The following is a 15780-nucleotide window of genomic DNA, read 5'->3' as shown; positions in this document are numbered from 1 at the left end:
AAGGGATTCTGCCGTCAATGTAGCACGCCTTTTTCATCTTCGACGTGCGCGGATACGCATTATTTCTGCGTCGGACAACCATGCTCGCTAAAGGGCCCAATCATGACCGACGGCCCGAGATATTTTGGCTGACGATGGAGGGTTTTTGCGTCTATCACCGCTCTAACCCTGGCGAGTTTCTCCCGCAGCTGAGTATACAAACCGTGCTTCATATTCAGGTCTGGCGCGTTAAACCCGATAGCATCGATACCGTACTGTTTTGCCAGCCAGATGGCGCGTTGGTTATGAAATTCCTGCGAGATAATGGTGATATGGTTCTCCCCAAACACTTTATTGGCACGTACCACTGAATCAAGCGTTGAGAATCCGGCATAGTCACAGAAGATCACTTTTGCCGGTACGCCCTTAGCGATCAAAGCCTGCTGCATGCCTGACGCTTCATCGTAATTTTTACGTCCGTTGTCGCCACTGACCAGCAACCATTTCACTTTTCCTGCGTGGTACAACTCTGCGGCGGTATCAATACGTCGGGTAAAGTAGCGATTACCTGGCCTTGCACCCAACAATAAACCCACGTTACGTGCCGGAATAGCGTTGACGTCACTCCAGGTGAGTTGTTGGCTGGCGTTGACCATTGCCCGATCGGCGATAAAAATCGTCGCGCCTGCCACAAGCAACAGAAAACAGGCAATTTTGAGAGTCCGGCGAGAAAAACAAATGCGGCGAAGAAGGCGGGCGAATGCGCGCAGCATGGTCGTTATCCTTAACGATAGAGGGGAGGTCGATTTTAGGCGCTAAAGGAGGAAAAGATAGCGCCTGAGATCATTTTCAGATTTTGTCTTGTCCCAGTGACAGTTGCGTCAGCCACAGGCGAGTGTCGAACTCAAGCTGGTGGTACTGCGGTTCCATATGGCAGCACAACTGGTAAAACGCTTTGTTGTGCTCTTTCTCCTTCAGATGCGCCAGCTCGTGCACCACAATCATGCGCAAAAACGGTTCTGGCGCGTTGCGAAACACGGTGGCGACGCGGATCTCCGCCTTCGCTTTCAGCTTGCCGCCCTGCACACGTGAAACAGCGGTATGTAACCCGAGCGCGTTTTTCAGCACGTGGATCTTATTGTCATACATCACTTTATTGATCGGCGGGGCATTGCGCAGAAACTGATTTTTTAGATCCTGGGTATATTGCCAGAGGGCTTTATCGGTGGCGTAGTCGTGCGTTCCCGGATAGCGTTTTGCCAGCACATCGCCCAGACGCTGTTCATTAATCAGCGTGCGCACCTGGGAAAGCAGCTGCTCGGGATAACCCTGAAGATAAGTAAGATTGCTCATAACCGCCCACGAAAAAGAGAAAAAGGGTATACTCACGCACCCTTTTCAGGGGCAACGTCGAAATTTTATCATTCAGGAGGGCCGATGAGCCACTTAGACAACGGTTTCCGTTCACTGACACTACAACGTTTTCCGGCGACGGATGACGTTAACCCGCTACAGGCGTGGGAAGCGGCGGATGAATATTTGCTGCAACAGTTGGACGATACAGAAATCCGCGGCCCGGTGTTAATCCTGAATGATGCTTTTGGCGCGTTAAGCTGTGCGCTGGCGGAACATAAGCCGTACAGCATCGGCGACTCATACATCAGCGAACTGGCGACACGCGAGAATTTACGCCTCAACGGGATTGATGAGTCGAGCGTGAAGTTTCTTGACAGCACCGCTGACTACCCGCAACAGCCGGGCGTGGTGCTGATCAAAATACCGAAAACACTGGCATTGCTTGAGCAGCAACTGCGTGCGCTGCGCAAAGTGGTCACGCCGGAAACACGCATTATTGCCGGTGCCAAAGCCCGTGACATTCACACTTCCACGCTGGAACTGTTCGAAAAAGTGCTCGGCCCGACCACCACCACGCTGGCATGGAAAAAAGCGCGCCTGATTAATTGCACTTTCAATGAACCGCCGCTGGCCGATGCGCCGCAGACCGTTAGCTGGAAGCTGGAAGGTACTGACTGGACTATCCACAACCATGCGAATGTCTTCTCCCGCACCGGGCTGGATATTGGCGCGCGCTTCTTTATGCAACATCTGCCGGAAAATCTCGAAGGGGAGATTGTCGATCTTGGCTGTGGTAACGGCGTTATTGGCCTGACGCTGCTTGATAAAAACCCGCAGGCGAAAGTGGTGTTTGTCGATGAATCACCGATGGCGGTTGCTTCCAGCCGTTTGAACGTCGAAACCAACATGCCAGAGGCGTTGGATCGCTGCGAGTTTATGATCAACAACGCGCTCTCCGGCGTGGAGCCTTTCCGCTTTAATGCTGTGCTCTGCAACCCGCCGTTTCATCAGCAACATGCGCTAACCGATAACGTCGCCTGGGAAATGTTCCACCACGCCCGCCGCTGCCTGAAAATCAACGGCGAGCTGTATATCGTTGCCAACCGTCACCTGGATTACTTCCACAAACTGAAGAAAATTTTCGGCAACTGCACCACTATTGCGACGAATAATAAATTTGTGGTGCTGAAAGCGGTGAAGCTGGGGCGCCGTCGATAAGATTGGGAGTTACCTGCCGGATGCGGCGTAAACGCCTTATCTGGCCTACGTTCAGCACATTACCCCCAGGCCGGATAAGACGCGGCAAGCGTCGCATCCGGCAATGTCTGCCCAGTTCTGGAATCGCGCTTCCATAAAACAAAAAATCCCAGTCACCATCCTCTGCATTCTCTTGTTTAGCGTTGTTCAACGTTTATTCTTCCGTCACGCAGATAAAATCATCCGTTGCCAATCTGTCAACGGGTGTTATCATATTGCCAATTTGTCAACGGACGTGATGAAGAATGCACCTGATAACTCAAAAAGCATTGAAAGATGCTGCGGAAAAATACCCGCAACATAAAACGGAGTTGGTGGCTCTGGGGAACACGATTGCTAAGGGATATTTCAAAAAACCTGAGTCATTAAAAGCAGTATTCCCATCTCTGGATAACTTCAAATATCTGGATAAGCATTATGTTTTCAATGTTGGGGGCAATGAATTACGTGTTGTAGCAATGGTCTTTTTTGAATCGCAAAAGTGCTACATACGTGAAGTTATGACGCACAAAGAATACGATTTCTTTACCGCCGTTCATCGTACTAAGGGGAAAAAATGATTGCGATTGCCGACATCTTGCAAGCAGGAGAAAAGCTAACTGCTGTGGCACCTTTTCTGGCGGGTATTCAGAACGAGGAACAATACACCCAGGCGCTGGAACTGGTCGATCATCTGCTGCTCAACGATCCTGAAAACCCCTTGCTGGATCTGGTGTGTGCCAAAATCACAGCGTGGGAGGGGGCAGCGCCTGAATTTGCTGAATTTAATGCCATGGCTCAAGCCATGCCTGGCGGTGTTGCTGTGATTCGTACACTGATGGATCAATACGGTTTAACCCTTTCTGATCTGCCGGAAATTGGCAGTAAATCGATGGTGTCACGCGTTTTGAACGGAAAGAGAAAATTAACGCTGGAACACGCTAAAAAACTGGCAACGCGATTCGGCATTTCCCCTGCATTGTTTATTGATTAACGCGGCCTGCCGGATGCGGCGTAAACGCCTTATCCGGCCTACGTTCAGCACATTACCCCCAGGCCGGATAAGACGCGGCAAGCGTCGCATCCGGCACTTCAATGCACGATTTAAATCTCCAGCGCCAGCCGTGTCCCCTGCGCGATCGCCCGTCGTGCGTCCAGCTCCATAGCCACATCGCAGCCGCCAATTAAATGCACAGTTTTCCCGCTATCAATCAGCGGTTGCGCCAGAGCGCGGTTTGGCTCTTGCCCTGCGCAGATCACCACATGTTCCACTGCTAACACCTGCGTTTTGCCGTTGATCACCACATGCAGCCCTTCATCGTCGATCTTCTGGTAACTTACGCCAGGGATCATCTTCACGCCGCGCGAGAGCAGGGTGGTGCGATGGATCCAGCCCGTAGTTTTGCCCAACCCTTGTCCTGGTTTGCTGGCTTTGCGCTGGAGCATCACAATTTGCCGTGGGCTACGGGGGATCTGCATGCCTTGCGGACTCAAACCTCCGGCCTGTTGCAGGCTACTGTCGATCCCCCACTCATTACAGAACTCGGCGATATTCTGGCTGGTGGATTCGCCCGGCTGACTTAAATACATCGCCGTATCAAAACCAATCCCACCACAACCGATGATGGCAACTTTGTTGCCCACCGGCGCTTTGTCGCGCAGTACATCGAGATAACTCAACACCTTCGGGTGATTGATCCCGTCAATGGGCGGAATTCGCGGTACGATCCCGCTAGCGAGGATCGTTTCATCGAACGCCTGTAACTGATCCGCCGTCACGGTGTGATTGAGTTTTAGCGTCACGCCCGTCACTTCGATCATCCGGCGGTAATAGCGCAGCGTCTCGTAAAACTCCTCTTTGCCGGGGATCTGTTTGGCGATATTAAATTGCCCGCCGATCTCGCTGTGAGCGTCAAACAACGTTACCTGATGACCACGCGCCGCCGCGTTAATGGCAAACGCCAGCCCTGCCGGACCTGCACCGACTACCGCCAGATTTTTTTTCTGCATGGCGGGAAGGATTGGCATTTTGGTTTCGTGGCAGGCGCGAGGATTCACCAGGCACGAGGTGACTTTGCCAACGAAGATCTGATCGAGACAGGCCTGATTGCAGCCAATACAGGTGTTGATCTCATTGGCTCGTCCCGATTGCGCTTTTGATAGCAGCTCGGCATCAGCAAGGAACGGTCGCGCCATCGACACCATGTCCGCATCACCGCGCGAGAGAATATCGTCGGCAACCTGCGGATCGTTAATCCGGTTGGTGGTGACCAGCGGCAGCGAGACGTGGCCTTTCAGTTTGCGCGTGACCCAGCTAAAGGCACCGCGCGGCACGGGCGTGGCGATGGTCGGAATACGCGCTTCATGCCAGCCAATGCCGGTGTTGATAATGGTCGCGCCCGCCGCTTCAATGGCCTGCGCCAGCTCTACCGTTTCGGCAAAAGTACCGCCGCCTTCGACCAGGTCGAGCATCGACAGTCGGTAGATAATAATGAAGTCGTTGCCAACAAGTTCGCGCACCGCACGCACTACTTCTACGGCAAATCGCATCCGATTGCGGTAATCGCCGCCCCACTGGTCACTACGCTGATTGGTGCGCAGCGTCAGAAATTCGTTGATCAAATACCCTTCGGAACCCATTACCTCTACACCGTCGTATCCCGCCTCCCGCGCCAGTTGTGCGCAGCTGGCGAAATCGTCGATCAGTTGCAGGATCTCTTCATGGGTGAGTTCGTGAGGAACGAAACGGTTGATGGGGGCCTGCAATGCGGAGGGAGCGACCAGATGCGGTTGGTAGCTGTAGCGCCCGGTATGCAAAATTTGCAGGGCGATTTTGCCGCCTTCCTGATGTACCGCTTCGGTAATGGTGCGATGGTGTGGGATCTGGCTGGCGTCGTTGAGCATTGCGCCGCCTTCCATGCCAACGCCTGTTAAATCTGGTGCGATACCGCCGCTGACAATCAACGCCACGCCGTGACGGGCGCGTTCAGCATAAAACGCCGCCAGCCGCTCGGCACCGTCCGGGTATTCCTCCAGCCCGGTGTGCATTGAGCCCATCAGCACGCGGTTTTTTAACGTGGTAAAACCTAAATCAAGCGGGGCGAACAGCGACGGGTAGCTCATAAAATTGTCCAGTATGTAAAATAATTGTTATGTGGTCGGATGAGTTCTAATTTAGCCGTCGCCGGAGAAAAGGGAAAAGGGGAGTGCGGGGTTTGTGATGGGATTCAAAAAGAATACGCCCGGTGGTAACGCCGGATGCGACGCTTGCCGCGTCTTATCCGGCCTGGGGGATTGCACATGTAGGGCGGATAAGGCGTTTACGCCGCATCCGCCAGCCGTTGCAAATTACTGCTTACGGAAAAAATCGTTATACAACATATACAAATGTGCGGCACTCCAGGAGAAATTTGGTGCGCCTTGCTGTGCGCCGGTCAGCGGATTGTAATTCTCCTGAATTGGGCCATCGGCGGTTAATCCTTTGGCGTGCTGGAAGAACGTATCCGCCAGCTTCAGGGCATCATCGCGATAACCGTAACGCTCCATCCCTTTCAGACCAAACCAGAACTGATCCACCCATACGCGCCCGCGCCAGTAGATATCCGCGCCAAAGGCCGGGTTGGTTAACGCTGCCGTTCCCAGCGGGACAAAGGTGTTGAACTCTTTAGGATCGAGCATCACCTTCACCACCGCGTCGGCGTTGGCCTGCGTTGCCGCACCGTTAAACAGCGGCGACCAGCCTTCCGGCCCTTTACCGCGCTCAACAATCGGTTTGCCCGCGCAGCCGTTCGCCAGCGGTTTATCTTCAATGCGCACGTCATAGTAGAACTGTGTAGTCGGGTCGAACATACAGGTGTTGATGTAGTCCGCGAGCTGCTGTGCCAACTGGCGATAGTGCTTAGCCTCTTCCGACTTACCGAGGATGGTTGCCATCTCCGCCAGATAATGATTATCGCTGTACATATAGCTGGCCTGATCCACCGACTCCTGCAATAGCGAGTAGCCCAGCAACGTTCCGTCCTGACTGCGGTTTTCGGCGAATTTCACCGTCCAGTCGCTACGTTTGCCGCCATTAGCGACATATTTATCCAGCTGTTCTTTGTTGATAAACCCAAAGACGGCGGCATCATCACGGCCCGATTCCCACGACGCAGCGACCTGTGCCGGAATTTCCAGACTGTCGTACTGGCCTTTCTCCACCACGTGGGCGTAGTTGTTCAGCCCAGACTGCGTCTCTTCTTTGTCACCTTTTTTCACCGTAAACAGCATCTCGCCATTCTCAGTGTTGTGGGCTTTGTCGCGGGTCGCGCCATATTCCGGCACGCCGTTGCCGTTATGATCGCGGTTACGTAACCACCAGTCGTGATAGGCCACCAGTTTCGGGTACATCTCTGCCAGCCAGGTTTTATCCTGGGTGACGTTATACACTTCCATCACCGACCAGGCGGCAAGGCTGGGTTTGGTGTTACGTTCGTTCCAGTTGCCACCATCGCCGCCACGCTCGGGGCTAAGGTTCCACGCTATCAGGTCGGGGACAAAGCCCACATCCTGTGGACGCACAGTGTCGCCGGGCTGGATCTGCCAGGAGAAGACCGCGCGGATATTCTCTTTGGCGATGTCCGGATTGAAATGCGCCATCGCAAACGCCTGCTTCCAGGTATCCCACGGCCAGGTCTGATTGCCGGAGAACCAGCGTCCGGTCACCGACGGCGTGACGGTGTTATATTTCACCGCGCCGCCCGGTGAGCGCCAGTTACCGTTGAGCGTTTCGATTGCTTTTACCGCGACGCGCGTCTGTTCCGGCGTCGCATCCGGATTGGTTAACCCTTTCTTCAGGTACTCTTCCCAGCGTTGCTGCGAGGCGGTGAGATAAAACGCCGGACGCGCCAGAATATCGCGGATCTGCATTTGCTCTTTGCTAACTTCCTGGGCGGTCAGCAGATGGGAATAGGTGGTATAGAGCGTGGTCGAACCGTTGATATGCGCCTTACTGGTAAAGCGATTACCGTTGATTTCAGTCTGCACCGGCAGGGATTTATGCACCTGATATTCCGATTCGCCGGAGGTCAGCAGATCCCAGGTGGCGCGCACTTTGCCAAAGGTGACTTTCAGGCCATCACGGGTGGCGCTGATTTTGCGCTGATAGTCAGGGTACTCGCCAGCAATGGTTTTATCGGAAAGCGGTTTCCCTTCTTTCGCTTCCAGTTTTTCCAGCAGTTCGCCGTCCCACACCAGATCCAGAGGTTTATTGCTGATGATTTTAGTTTCCAGTAGTGACGTGCGCGGCGTGGCGAAGCGAAGAGTCATTTCGACCTGCACATCTTTTGCTGTCAGTTTTTGCACGAGCGCGCCGGGAATACTGTATGCCTCCAGCGTGAAATTGACTTTCTTGCCGTCCTGCCAGACGATCAGGCGGTCGAAATTGCTGGCCATAAAGTTGATGTATTCTTCCGTCAGCAGCGCTACGCCCGGAAAACCGCCCATGGTGTTCGGGCCGTCTGGCAACAAGTGACCATGCCAGGCTCCGAGATCGAAAAACGGATTAAAACGCTGGTGGTCGTCGTAATCGTAATCCTTCATGTACTGCGGCGCGCCGGTACGGTTAATCACGTTTTTATAATTGTCGGCGTTGGCGGCATGGGCGGAAAAACTCATCAGCAGGGCACAGGCTACTGGTGTTAAAATAGTTGTGATTTTCATGAGATTACTGTCCTTATTACCAGTAGAAATATTGCATCAGGAAGATTTGGTCGCTGGGATCGTGAGAGGCATTTTTCATGTAGAAGCGGCTATCAAAAGCCGTTGCGAAACGTCCGCCGCCGTATTCGTACCAGATACCAAACTGCATGAAAGAGGTGGTTTCATCATCAGCGTGGTCAGGGCGATGTTTGGCGTAGGTGTAAGCGGTGGAGAGATAAACGCCCTTTAACGCTTCATACATGGCGCTCACCATCATCCCGCTTTCACTTCCCGGTACGTCCAGCCCGTCGGCGCGTCCGGTATGGTGCCAGGCGCGAGCGGCAAAGTTAGGGGTAAGCAGGCCCGTCAGATAGAGTTGCCCTGTGCCGTCGGTGATTTCCAGACCGTTCATCCAGGTGATGCCTTCGGCAAGGTCATACTGGATGTAACCGTTCATCATTGCCGGATAGGTGTATTTGTCGTCGTAGCGATCGTATTTGCCAAAATGTAGCCAGGCTTTGCTTTCGTCATGATGTCCGGCAGGTGTGGCGGTGACGCTATAACGAAAGTTGCCGCTTAAGTTCTGTACCTTCAGCGCGGTCATAATGTCGCGGGTATTGGGAATGACGTAGCCCAGATCGGGCGTGAAATCGCCCCACCATTGCAGGTCATCCAGCGAGGAATCCTGACGCAGACTGAGCATGATTTCGGTGCCATCGTTGGTACGATAACCGCCATAAAAACGGTTAATCCCACCTTCGAAACCGCCCCAGCTATGGTCAGGCACCCAGGCATTACCGTCGTGGTCGGCCTGCACGGTCCAGCCTTCGCCGTAAATCAGGCCGAACCAGGAGCCGTACTTCATCTCCAGGCCACCTTCAATATAGGTGCCGTCGCTGTATTTATGTTTATTCTCACCCTCTAAATCCATATATCCACCAACCCCTAATTCGCCGTAAAAACGAAATGAAGGAGAAGATGTTGAGGTAATTGCGGGTGTTTTTGTGTCGTCATGTTCTGCCGGACGTACTTCTTCGCCCATCGCAGAAAAGGCATAGCAAAACGGCAGAGCAAGTAATGCTCTGCATGGTGCAGTGATTAATTTCATTGTGTTAATCCATGAGCTAAAGAAAAAGTACAGCCTTTTATCGTTGTAATTATAAAAATATAAAGGCAGAAACTATTTTCCCTCTCCCCATCCAGGAAGAGGGAAAATGCCTGCTCATTTTTTTATTCGTCTGCTAATCAACATTGCTGGCTGGCGTCGCTTCAATATGGCGCTCTTCAGCCGTTAATCCCTTTATATATTTACTGTATTTCCACCACGCAAATCCGAGGAAGATAACAATACCGCCGACGTTATAAAAAATGATGGTCAGAATATTCGCGCCAGTCGGGAATGTCGAAGCGACAAACCCTACGGTAAATATCGCAATCAGCATTGAAACAATGATAATACCGGTGCGGCGGGAGCCCATACGGAAATCGCGTGGCAGGTGATCTAATTTGGCGCGTAAATTCAGGTAAGCCAGCATGATGAATAACGGCGGAAGCATGGACGCTGCGGCAGTCATATTAATAATGGTATTCATCAGATCCTGCACGGTATTGGAACCGAGCATCGGGATAATCATCAGCGGGATGACGATCAGGAACTGGATCCACGCCGCGCGCGCCGGAACGCCGTTTTCGTTAAGTTCGACGGTTTTCTTACCAAAGATGCCTTCCGGGATTTCGGAGAAGAAAATTTTCACCGGTGTTGCGGTCCACATTAGCAGGGAGCCGAACATCGCGGTAAAGGACACCAGACCGACAAAGCGATTCATCAGCGCTTCCGGCAGACCAAAATACGCCGCCATGCCGTGGAATACCTGCACCGATCCACCGGTAAATTTCAACTCTTTGCTGCTGACGAAGACGTTAATCAGCACTGAGGAGACGGAATACAGTACGCCGATAAAAATCCCGGCGAGGATGATCACTTTAACGAACGATTTCGAACCGCCTTTGACGTCGTTAACGTACACCGCGACGGACTCCGCGCCACCTGCGGCCATAAAGATCCAGGTGGTAACGCCGAGGAACGCCCAGTTGAAGTTCGGGATCATCGCGTCAACGGTGATCGGATCGGCAGGCTGTACGCCGCCAACCAGTGCCGTACCTGCCAGTAAAATGTAGGAGAGCGTTAACAGCAGCATCAGCGTTGAAGTGACGGAGGTGATTGGCCCCAGCATTTTCGCCCCGTTGGTGGAAACCCAGGTGGAGAAGGCGAACAGCACCATACTAATAATAGTGGTGGCAATCGGCGTCATAATATATTCGTAGCCGAGGAAGGCATACGAAGCATAAGCAATAACGCGCGGCAACAGCGAGGTGAAAAAGAACAGATTTACGAACCAGTAGGTATAGGCAGTAATAAATGCCCAACGTCCGCCCAGCGAACTTTTTACCCATGCGTAGACACCAGCTTCTGAGTTTTTATTTAACGAAACAAATTCTGCGATAATCAAACAGAAGGGAATAAAATAAAAAATCGTCGCGAGGAAAAACATCGGTGCCGAGGCCAGTCCAAGCTCAATATTATTATTGATAACGTTATTAAAGCTGTAAACGGCGGCAAAAGTCAGCGAGAGCAAGCCGAATTTGCCGATTGTATTACGTTTGGTATCAGACATAACACATCTCCGAAAATGAGTAGGGTAGAGGTGGTGGCAAACTCCTTTTGCCGCCGTAATTGTTATTTGTTATGGAAATAACCATCTTCGATGGTGACTTTGAGAACCACTTTTTTGACCGCGTTATTGCAGATAAACCGATATGCTTCATGGATATCGCAAATAACGATTTGCCCTTCGTGGACCTCTACGGTTTCTCCGCAGCCTTTTAAATATTCACGGTCAGTTTCATCACGATAATATTCCACTACCTGTAATGTCTCTTTCGGCGCATATTCAATCTTTTGCTGCCCTTGCAGGTAGTAATGCACTTCAAAATAGCGTCGATGCCCGGTAAATAGCGCATCGGTCGCGGAGTCTGTCTCCACGCGGTAAGTCAATGAGTCACCGATGGAGTGGGCGACGCCAGGCTGAATGTTGTCGATATTTTCAATTGCTTCAACGCAGCGTTGCCACTTCTTGCCAGAGGCGTAAATCTGGCGGAACTGTTCTAAGTTATCGATGATCCTCATTGCTTATTCTCGCTGTGCAAATTCGTGGAAAAGAATCCTGCGCCGAACTCATACGACGCCAGGCTTTGCGCGGTAGCTTCTCCGCCAGAAACCGGCAGCAACGTAAAGCCGTAGCTGAAGTCACGGAACCAGACGCGCCAGGAGTCCAGCACCTCGCTGCCCCAGGAGTTAGAGCCTAGGCCAAGCAGCTGGTGGTCGAGATTCAGGGTGATGTCATCACTGCGCTGCAGCTCGTTACAGTGCTGGGCAGCGTGGATGTTTTCCTGGGTATAGTGCCAGGCGCTGAAGTTAATTGGGCGCTGCGGAACCACCAGCAGACCGTTGCCGTGGCGGTTAGTCAGTGCTGTCCAGCGGACATGCTGACGGTTGCCGTTGTTCTGCGGGAAGGGATAGTTCTCGAACATGGCATCGACGGTGCTGCGCCAGATATCGATGATGTTAGCCTGCTGGCTGTCGGCGTAGTTTTCGCCCGGTCCACGACCGTAATACGCCACCTGGTCGTATTCGCCGTTAATCCCCATGGTGAAACCGATGCACGGAATGATGTGCGGATAGTCGCCGTAACGCTCGCCGGAAAGCGCCACGTTAACCTGGCCATCGGCAGCGATGCGCCAGATGTAGGTGCAGCGCATTCCGAAGTCAAACACCGGCGGGGCTATAACCGTGCGGCTGATGATCAACACCTCGCTATCGCTCTGTTCTACGGCAAAGTCGCGCAGATGTTCCTGCATGATCTGCAAATGATTCGGCTGCCACAGCCCTTCGTATTCCTGCTTGTGGTTGTCGATCATTGGCTTGAAGAAGTTGATCTTTGGCTCGCGGGTCAGCAGCGACTCGCCATTCACTTGCCAGGATGTCGGTTTACCACTCGTTTTTGAGAAGGTGATCGCAAAGTTGTAGCCGCGAACAGTACAGCTCAAACGATCGTCTTCCAGCGTCAGCGGACGGGCGTTATTCGGTGCGAAAGGTACAGGCTGCGCGGTGTTTTCCTTCAGCGGGAACTGATAAGTGGCGATAGAATGCCCGGCTTCGCTGTAGCGGGTGCGGGAATCTTTGGTCACCGTAATGTTGAGGAACGCTTCGCGGGCGTCCAGCTGCGGCAGCGTGATCTGCAAGGGGGCTTCGCTGTTCGGCGCAACGTCGCGCAGTTTAATCTGCTGCGTCGCGAGCGTTTCACCTTCGGCGCGCACCTCTGCGTGCAGGGTGTAGTCATCAAGCGTGGTAAACCACAGTTTATTTTCGACTTTCAGCTCGCCGCGAGTCAGATCCAGCGCGTGGATTTTTACCGGCGCAATAACCTGTTTGTACTCTTTCAGGCCCGGTCCCGGCGTCTGATCGGAATAGATCAAACCATCAAGACAGAAGTTATAGTTGTTGGGATAGTCGCCGTAGTCGCCGCCGAATTTATACCAGACATTGCCGTTGTCATCCTGCGCCTGGATCCCGTGGTCGCACCACTCCCAGACATAATGGCCCTGAATGCAATCGTGCTTATAGAAAACGTTCTGGTATTCCGTCAGCCCACCAGGTCCGTTCCCCATCGCATGAGCGTATTCGCAGATGATGCGCGGCTTCGGATGCGGGTATTCACCAAACTCATTCATCAGCGGCACGCGGGTGTACATGGTGGAAATAATATCGACCACTTCAGCGTCGCGATCTTCTTCGTAGTGCACCAGTCTCGTGTCATCCAGCGCCTTCGCTGCGTGGTACATCGCGCGGATGTTACAGCCGTAGCCGGATTCATTGCCCAGCGACCAGATGATGATCGACGGATGGTTTTTCTGCGCGTGAATATGGCGAACAATGCGCTCGACGTAGACTTTTTCCCACTGCGGATCGTCGGTAATGCGGCTGATATCGCCGACATTAGCAAAGCCGTGCGATTCGACATCGGTTTCCGCCATCACAAACAGGCCGTAGATATCACACAGTTCGTAAAAACGCGGATCGTTGGGGTAGTGAGCGGTACGCACGGAGTTGATGTTGTGCTGCTTCATCAACTGGAGATCTTTTTCTACGCGATCCATTCCAACGGCGCGGCCTTTGCGATGATCGTTGTCGTGGCGGTTGACGCCGTGCAGCATCACATAACGGTTATTGATCCAGAACAGACCGTCGCGCACTTTGATATCACGGAAGCCAACGCGTTGTGGCACCACTTCCAGAACGTTGCCGTTGGCGTCTTTCAGCGTCATGACCAGATGGTAAAGATAAGGGGATTCTGCTGACCATTGTTGCGGCTGTTCGACAGTAAAAGCAAAGCTGGCGCTGGTCAGTTTTTCAATTGCCAGATGATCAATGGCGCTGCTGTGCACCACGCGTTCGCCATCAAACAGGGTATATTCCAGCGTCGTGACGACAGGGGAGGCAGCGAGATTTTCCAGTACCACTTCGCAGGACAGCGTGGCATCGCAATAGGCTTCGTCAAAGTCGGTGCGCACGGTGAAATCGTTAATATGCGTGAGTTGTTTTCCGACCAGATAAACATCGCGGAAAATCCCCGCCGACCACCACATATCCTGGTCCTCCACGTAGGTGGAGTCCGCCCATTGCATCACGCGCACACATAACAGGTTGTCGCCGGTTTTAACCATCGCGCTGATGTCAAACTCTGCGGTCAGGCGACTGCCCTTGCTGAAACCGACATACTGACCGTTAACGTAGACTTCAAAATAGGTTTCGACGCCGTCAAATTTAATCAGGGTCTGTTTACCCTGCCAGCCGTCGCTGAGGGTGAAAATACGTTGATAGGCACCGGTTGGGTTATCGCTGGGGACAAACGGCACATCGATGGGGAACGGAAAACCTTCGTCGGTATATTGCAGTTTGCCGTGGCCTTCCATTTGCCACATGGCGGGGACGGTAATATGCCCCCAGTCAGCCATTAACTCAGAGGTGAAGGCTTCTGGCACTTGCAGCGGATGGTCAAAAAAGTGGAAATTCCACTGACCGCTTAAGGGCAGAAACAGGCTGCTGGTTTCACGGGCAAAAGTACGCGCCTGCGCAACAGAGTCATATGAAAAAAAGTACGCACGCGGCGCAAGTCGGTTTTCGTGGGTGAGCTGAATGTTTTCCCAGCGATTCATAGGGCCTCCCGGTAGAGAGAAATCGGAACCATTCATGGTGATGGTAGTTTGTGTAATTGCTGGGGAGTTTAGTAAAATTTTTACTAAAATGTAGCGAGTAAATGCATTTACTTTAACTGGATCACGAAAATAAACGGCAGCACTGTCCGGCAAAAACGATTGCCGGACAGTGTGTAAGGGGATTTAACGGGTCGTGCCGCGCAGTTTTAATTTGCTGGGAACGAAGACTAATAGCGGCAGCGCGCGACCATCGCGGGCTTTTTCATACACCAGGTTAACGCCCTGGCTTCCCATCATTTCGGAATGGATGCGCACGGTGGAGAGCGGCGGAAAGGTAAATCGCGCGGTGGGGATGTCGTTCACGCTGATAAGCGAAATATCCTGTGGGATGTTCAGACCACGTTCATGAATTGCCCGCAGTACGCCGATAGCAATGGAATCGGAAGCAACAAACAGTGCCTTCGGATAGTCTTCCCGCGCCAGCATCTGTTTTGCCAGTTCATAGCCCGACGAACTGGAAAAACCGCCGCGCCAGATATCCTCTTCGCGTACCACTTGTTTCAGTCGGCCATATTCCGCAAAGGCGACCTCACGAATATCCGCCTTGCCAGGCAAGTCCTCGCCGCCAATAAAACCAATGCGATTAACGCCTTGATCGATATAGAAGTCGATGATTTCTTTACTGATGCGTGCCAGATCGATATCTACAGCATCGTAATTACTGCCGGGTTCGTGAAAGTCGATAAAACAGATATTGTCGGTCAACGTGCTGGCAGCGGCGCGCAGGGCGGGTGTGGGTTTGCCGACAATTAAAATACCGGTGACGTTTTTAATGTCTGGTAAGCCGCTGTGTTCATAACAATTGGTCAGTTCGATCGCCAGCTTTTCGCACTGGGTTTCAATGCCGTGGCGGATCGCCAGATAGTAAGGATCGTTGATCTCCAGCTCCTGCTGGTAGCTGTAGATAGCCAGAATATGGTGTTGGTTGACTGCACCTGTCTGGAGTTTACGGGCACTACTGGTCTTGTACTCCAGCTTTTCGGCGATCTCGAGAATGCGATGTTTCGTCTCTTCTTTCACATTCAATGTCGGATCGTCATTTAAGACCCTGGATACTGTCGCCAGGGATACGCCAGCTTCGATTGCGATGTCTTTTAGTGTTGCCATGTTTACCTTTTTTACTTTCCCTGATGTGCGCCCCCATTGTAGAGGAAGTGCTTATCGGGTCACCTGTTTTCAGTAAATAAAGCGCGT

Annotated in this window: 12 protein-coding genes; 3 read left to right on the top strand and 9 right to left on the bottom strand. The window is 52.5% G+C overall.

Going from position 1 to position 15780, the window contains the following annotated elements; all coding sequences use genetic code 11:
* Nucleotides 1-59: 59 nt before the first annotated feature.
* Nucleotides 60-752 (bottom strand): vancomycin high temperature exclusion protein, encoded by a 693-nt coding sequence (locus D9738_RS10275; RefSeq protein ID WP_130260148.1) that lies wholly within the window; start codon nt 750-752, stop codon nt 60-62.
* A gap of 76 nt (nt 753-828) precedes the next feature.
* Nucleotides 829-1332 (bottom strand): M48 family metallopeptidase, encoded by a 504-nt coding sequence (locus D9738_RS10270; RefSeq protein WP_001295542.1) that lies wholly within the window; start codon nt 1330-1332, stop codon nt 829-831.
* Nucleotides 1333-1416: 84 nt separating this feature from the next.
* Here D9738_RS10270 and rlmG point away from each other — a divergent pair, with 84 nt between their 5' ends.
* The 3 genes from rlmG to higA all read left to right on the top strand — a co-directional run bounded on the left by rlmG (nt 1417) and on the right by higA (nt 3565).
* Complete coding sequence (gene rlmG / locus D9738_RS10265) at nt 1417-2553, top strand: 23S rRNA (guanine(1835)-N(2))-methyltransferase RlmG (protein ID WP_130210408.1); 1137 nt, start codon at nt 1417-1419, stop codon at nt 2551-2553.
* A gap of 284 nt (nt 2554-2837) precedes the next feature.
* On the top strand, nt 2838-3152 hold the full coding sequence (higB, locus tag D9738_RS10260; RefSeq protein ID WP_000550189.1) for a type II toxin-antitoxin system toxin HigB: 315 nt from the start codon (nt 2838-2840) through the stop codon (nt 3150-3152).
* Nucleotides 3149-3565 carry a type II toxin-antitoxin system antitoxin HigA gene (higA, locus tag D9738_RS10255; RefSeq protein WP_130260147.1) on the top strand — a complete coding sequence of 139 codons (417 nt, stop codon included), beginning with the start codon at nt 3149-3151 and terminating at the stop codon, nt 3563-3565. Before higB ends, higA begins: the two co-directional genes overlap by 4 nt.
* 110 nt (nt 3566-3675) lie before the next feature.
* Here the strand turns inward: higA and fadH are convergent, their stop codons facing one another.
* The 7 genes from fadH to ebgR form a co-directional block, all read right to left on the bottom strand.
* A complete protein-coding gene (gene fadH / locus D9738_RS10250) occupies nt 3676-5694 on the bottom strand; it encodes an NADPH-dependent 2,4-dienoyl-CoA reductase (RefSeq protein WP_130260146.1) in 2019 nt (672 codons plus the stop codon).
* Nucleotides 5695-5919: 225 nt separating this feature from the next.
* Nucleotides 5920-8271 (bottom strand): alpha-glucosidase, encoded by a 2352-nt coding sequence (gene ygjK / locus D9738_RS10245; protein ID WP_130260145.1) that lies wholly within the window; start codon nt 8269-8271, stop codon nt 5920-5922.
* Between the two features lie 16 nt (nt 8272-8287).
* Nucleotides 8288-9358, bottom strand: coding sequence for a protein YgjJ (gene ygjJ / locus D9738_RS10240; RefSeq protein WP_130210416.1), 1071 nt, complete (start codon nt 9356-9358; stop codon nt 8288-8290).
* 133 nt (nt 9359-9491) lie between these two features.
* On the bottom strand, nt 9492-10925 hold the full coding sequence (locus tag D9738_RS10235) for an amino acid permease (RefSeq protein ID WP_130260144.1): 1434 nt from the start codon (nt 10923-10925) through the stop codon (nt 9492-9494).
* 62 nt (nt 10926-10987) lie between these two features.
* A complete protein-coding gene (locus tag D9738_RS10230) occupies nt 10988-11437 on the bottom strand; it encodes a beta-galactosidase subunit beta (RefSeq protein WP_001219954.1) in 450 nt (149 codons plus the stop codon).
* The gene (gene ebgA / locus D9738_RS10225) at nt 11434-14526 is read right to left on the bottom strand and encodes a beta-galactosidase subunit alpha (protein WP_130260143.1); all 3093 of its coding nucleotides are present in this window, start codon (nt 14524-14526) and stop codon (nt 11434-11436) included. The genes D9738_RS10230 and ebgA overlap by 4 nt, the downstream gene beginning before the upstream one ends.
* A 183-nt stretch (nt 14527-14709) precedes the next feature.
* On the bottom strand, nt 14710-15693 hold the full coding sequence (gene ebgR, locus D9738_RS10220) for a transcriptional regulator EbgR (protein WP_130260142.1): 984 nt from the start codon (nt 15691-15693) through the stop codon (nt 14710-14712).
* Nucleotides 15694-15780: the final 87 nt, after the last annotated feature.

The sequence above is a fragment of the Escherichia sp. E10V5 genome (genome assembly GCF_004212315.1).
In the GTDB taxonomy this organism is placed as follows: Bacteria; Pseudomonadota; Gammaproteobacteria; order Enterobacterales; family Enterobacteriaceae; genus Escherichia.
Note: the sequence above shows the minus strand (reverse complement) of the source record. Positions and strands in the feature narration are given on the sequence as shown.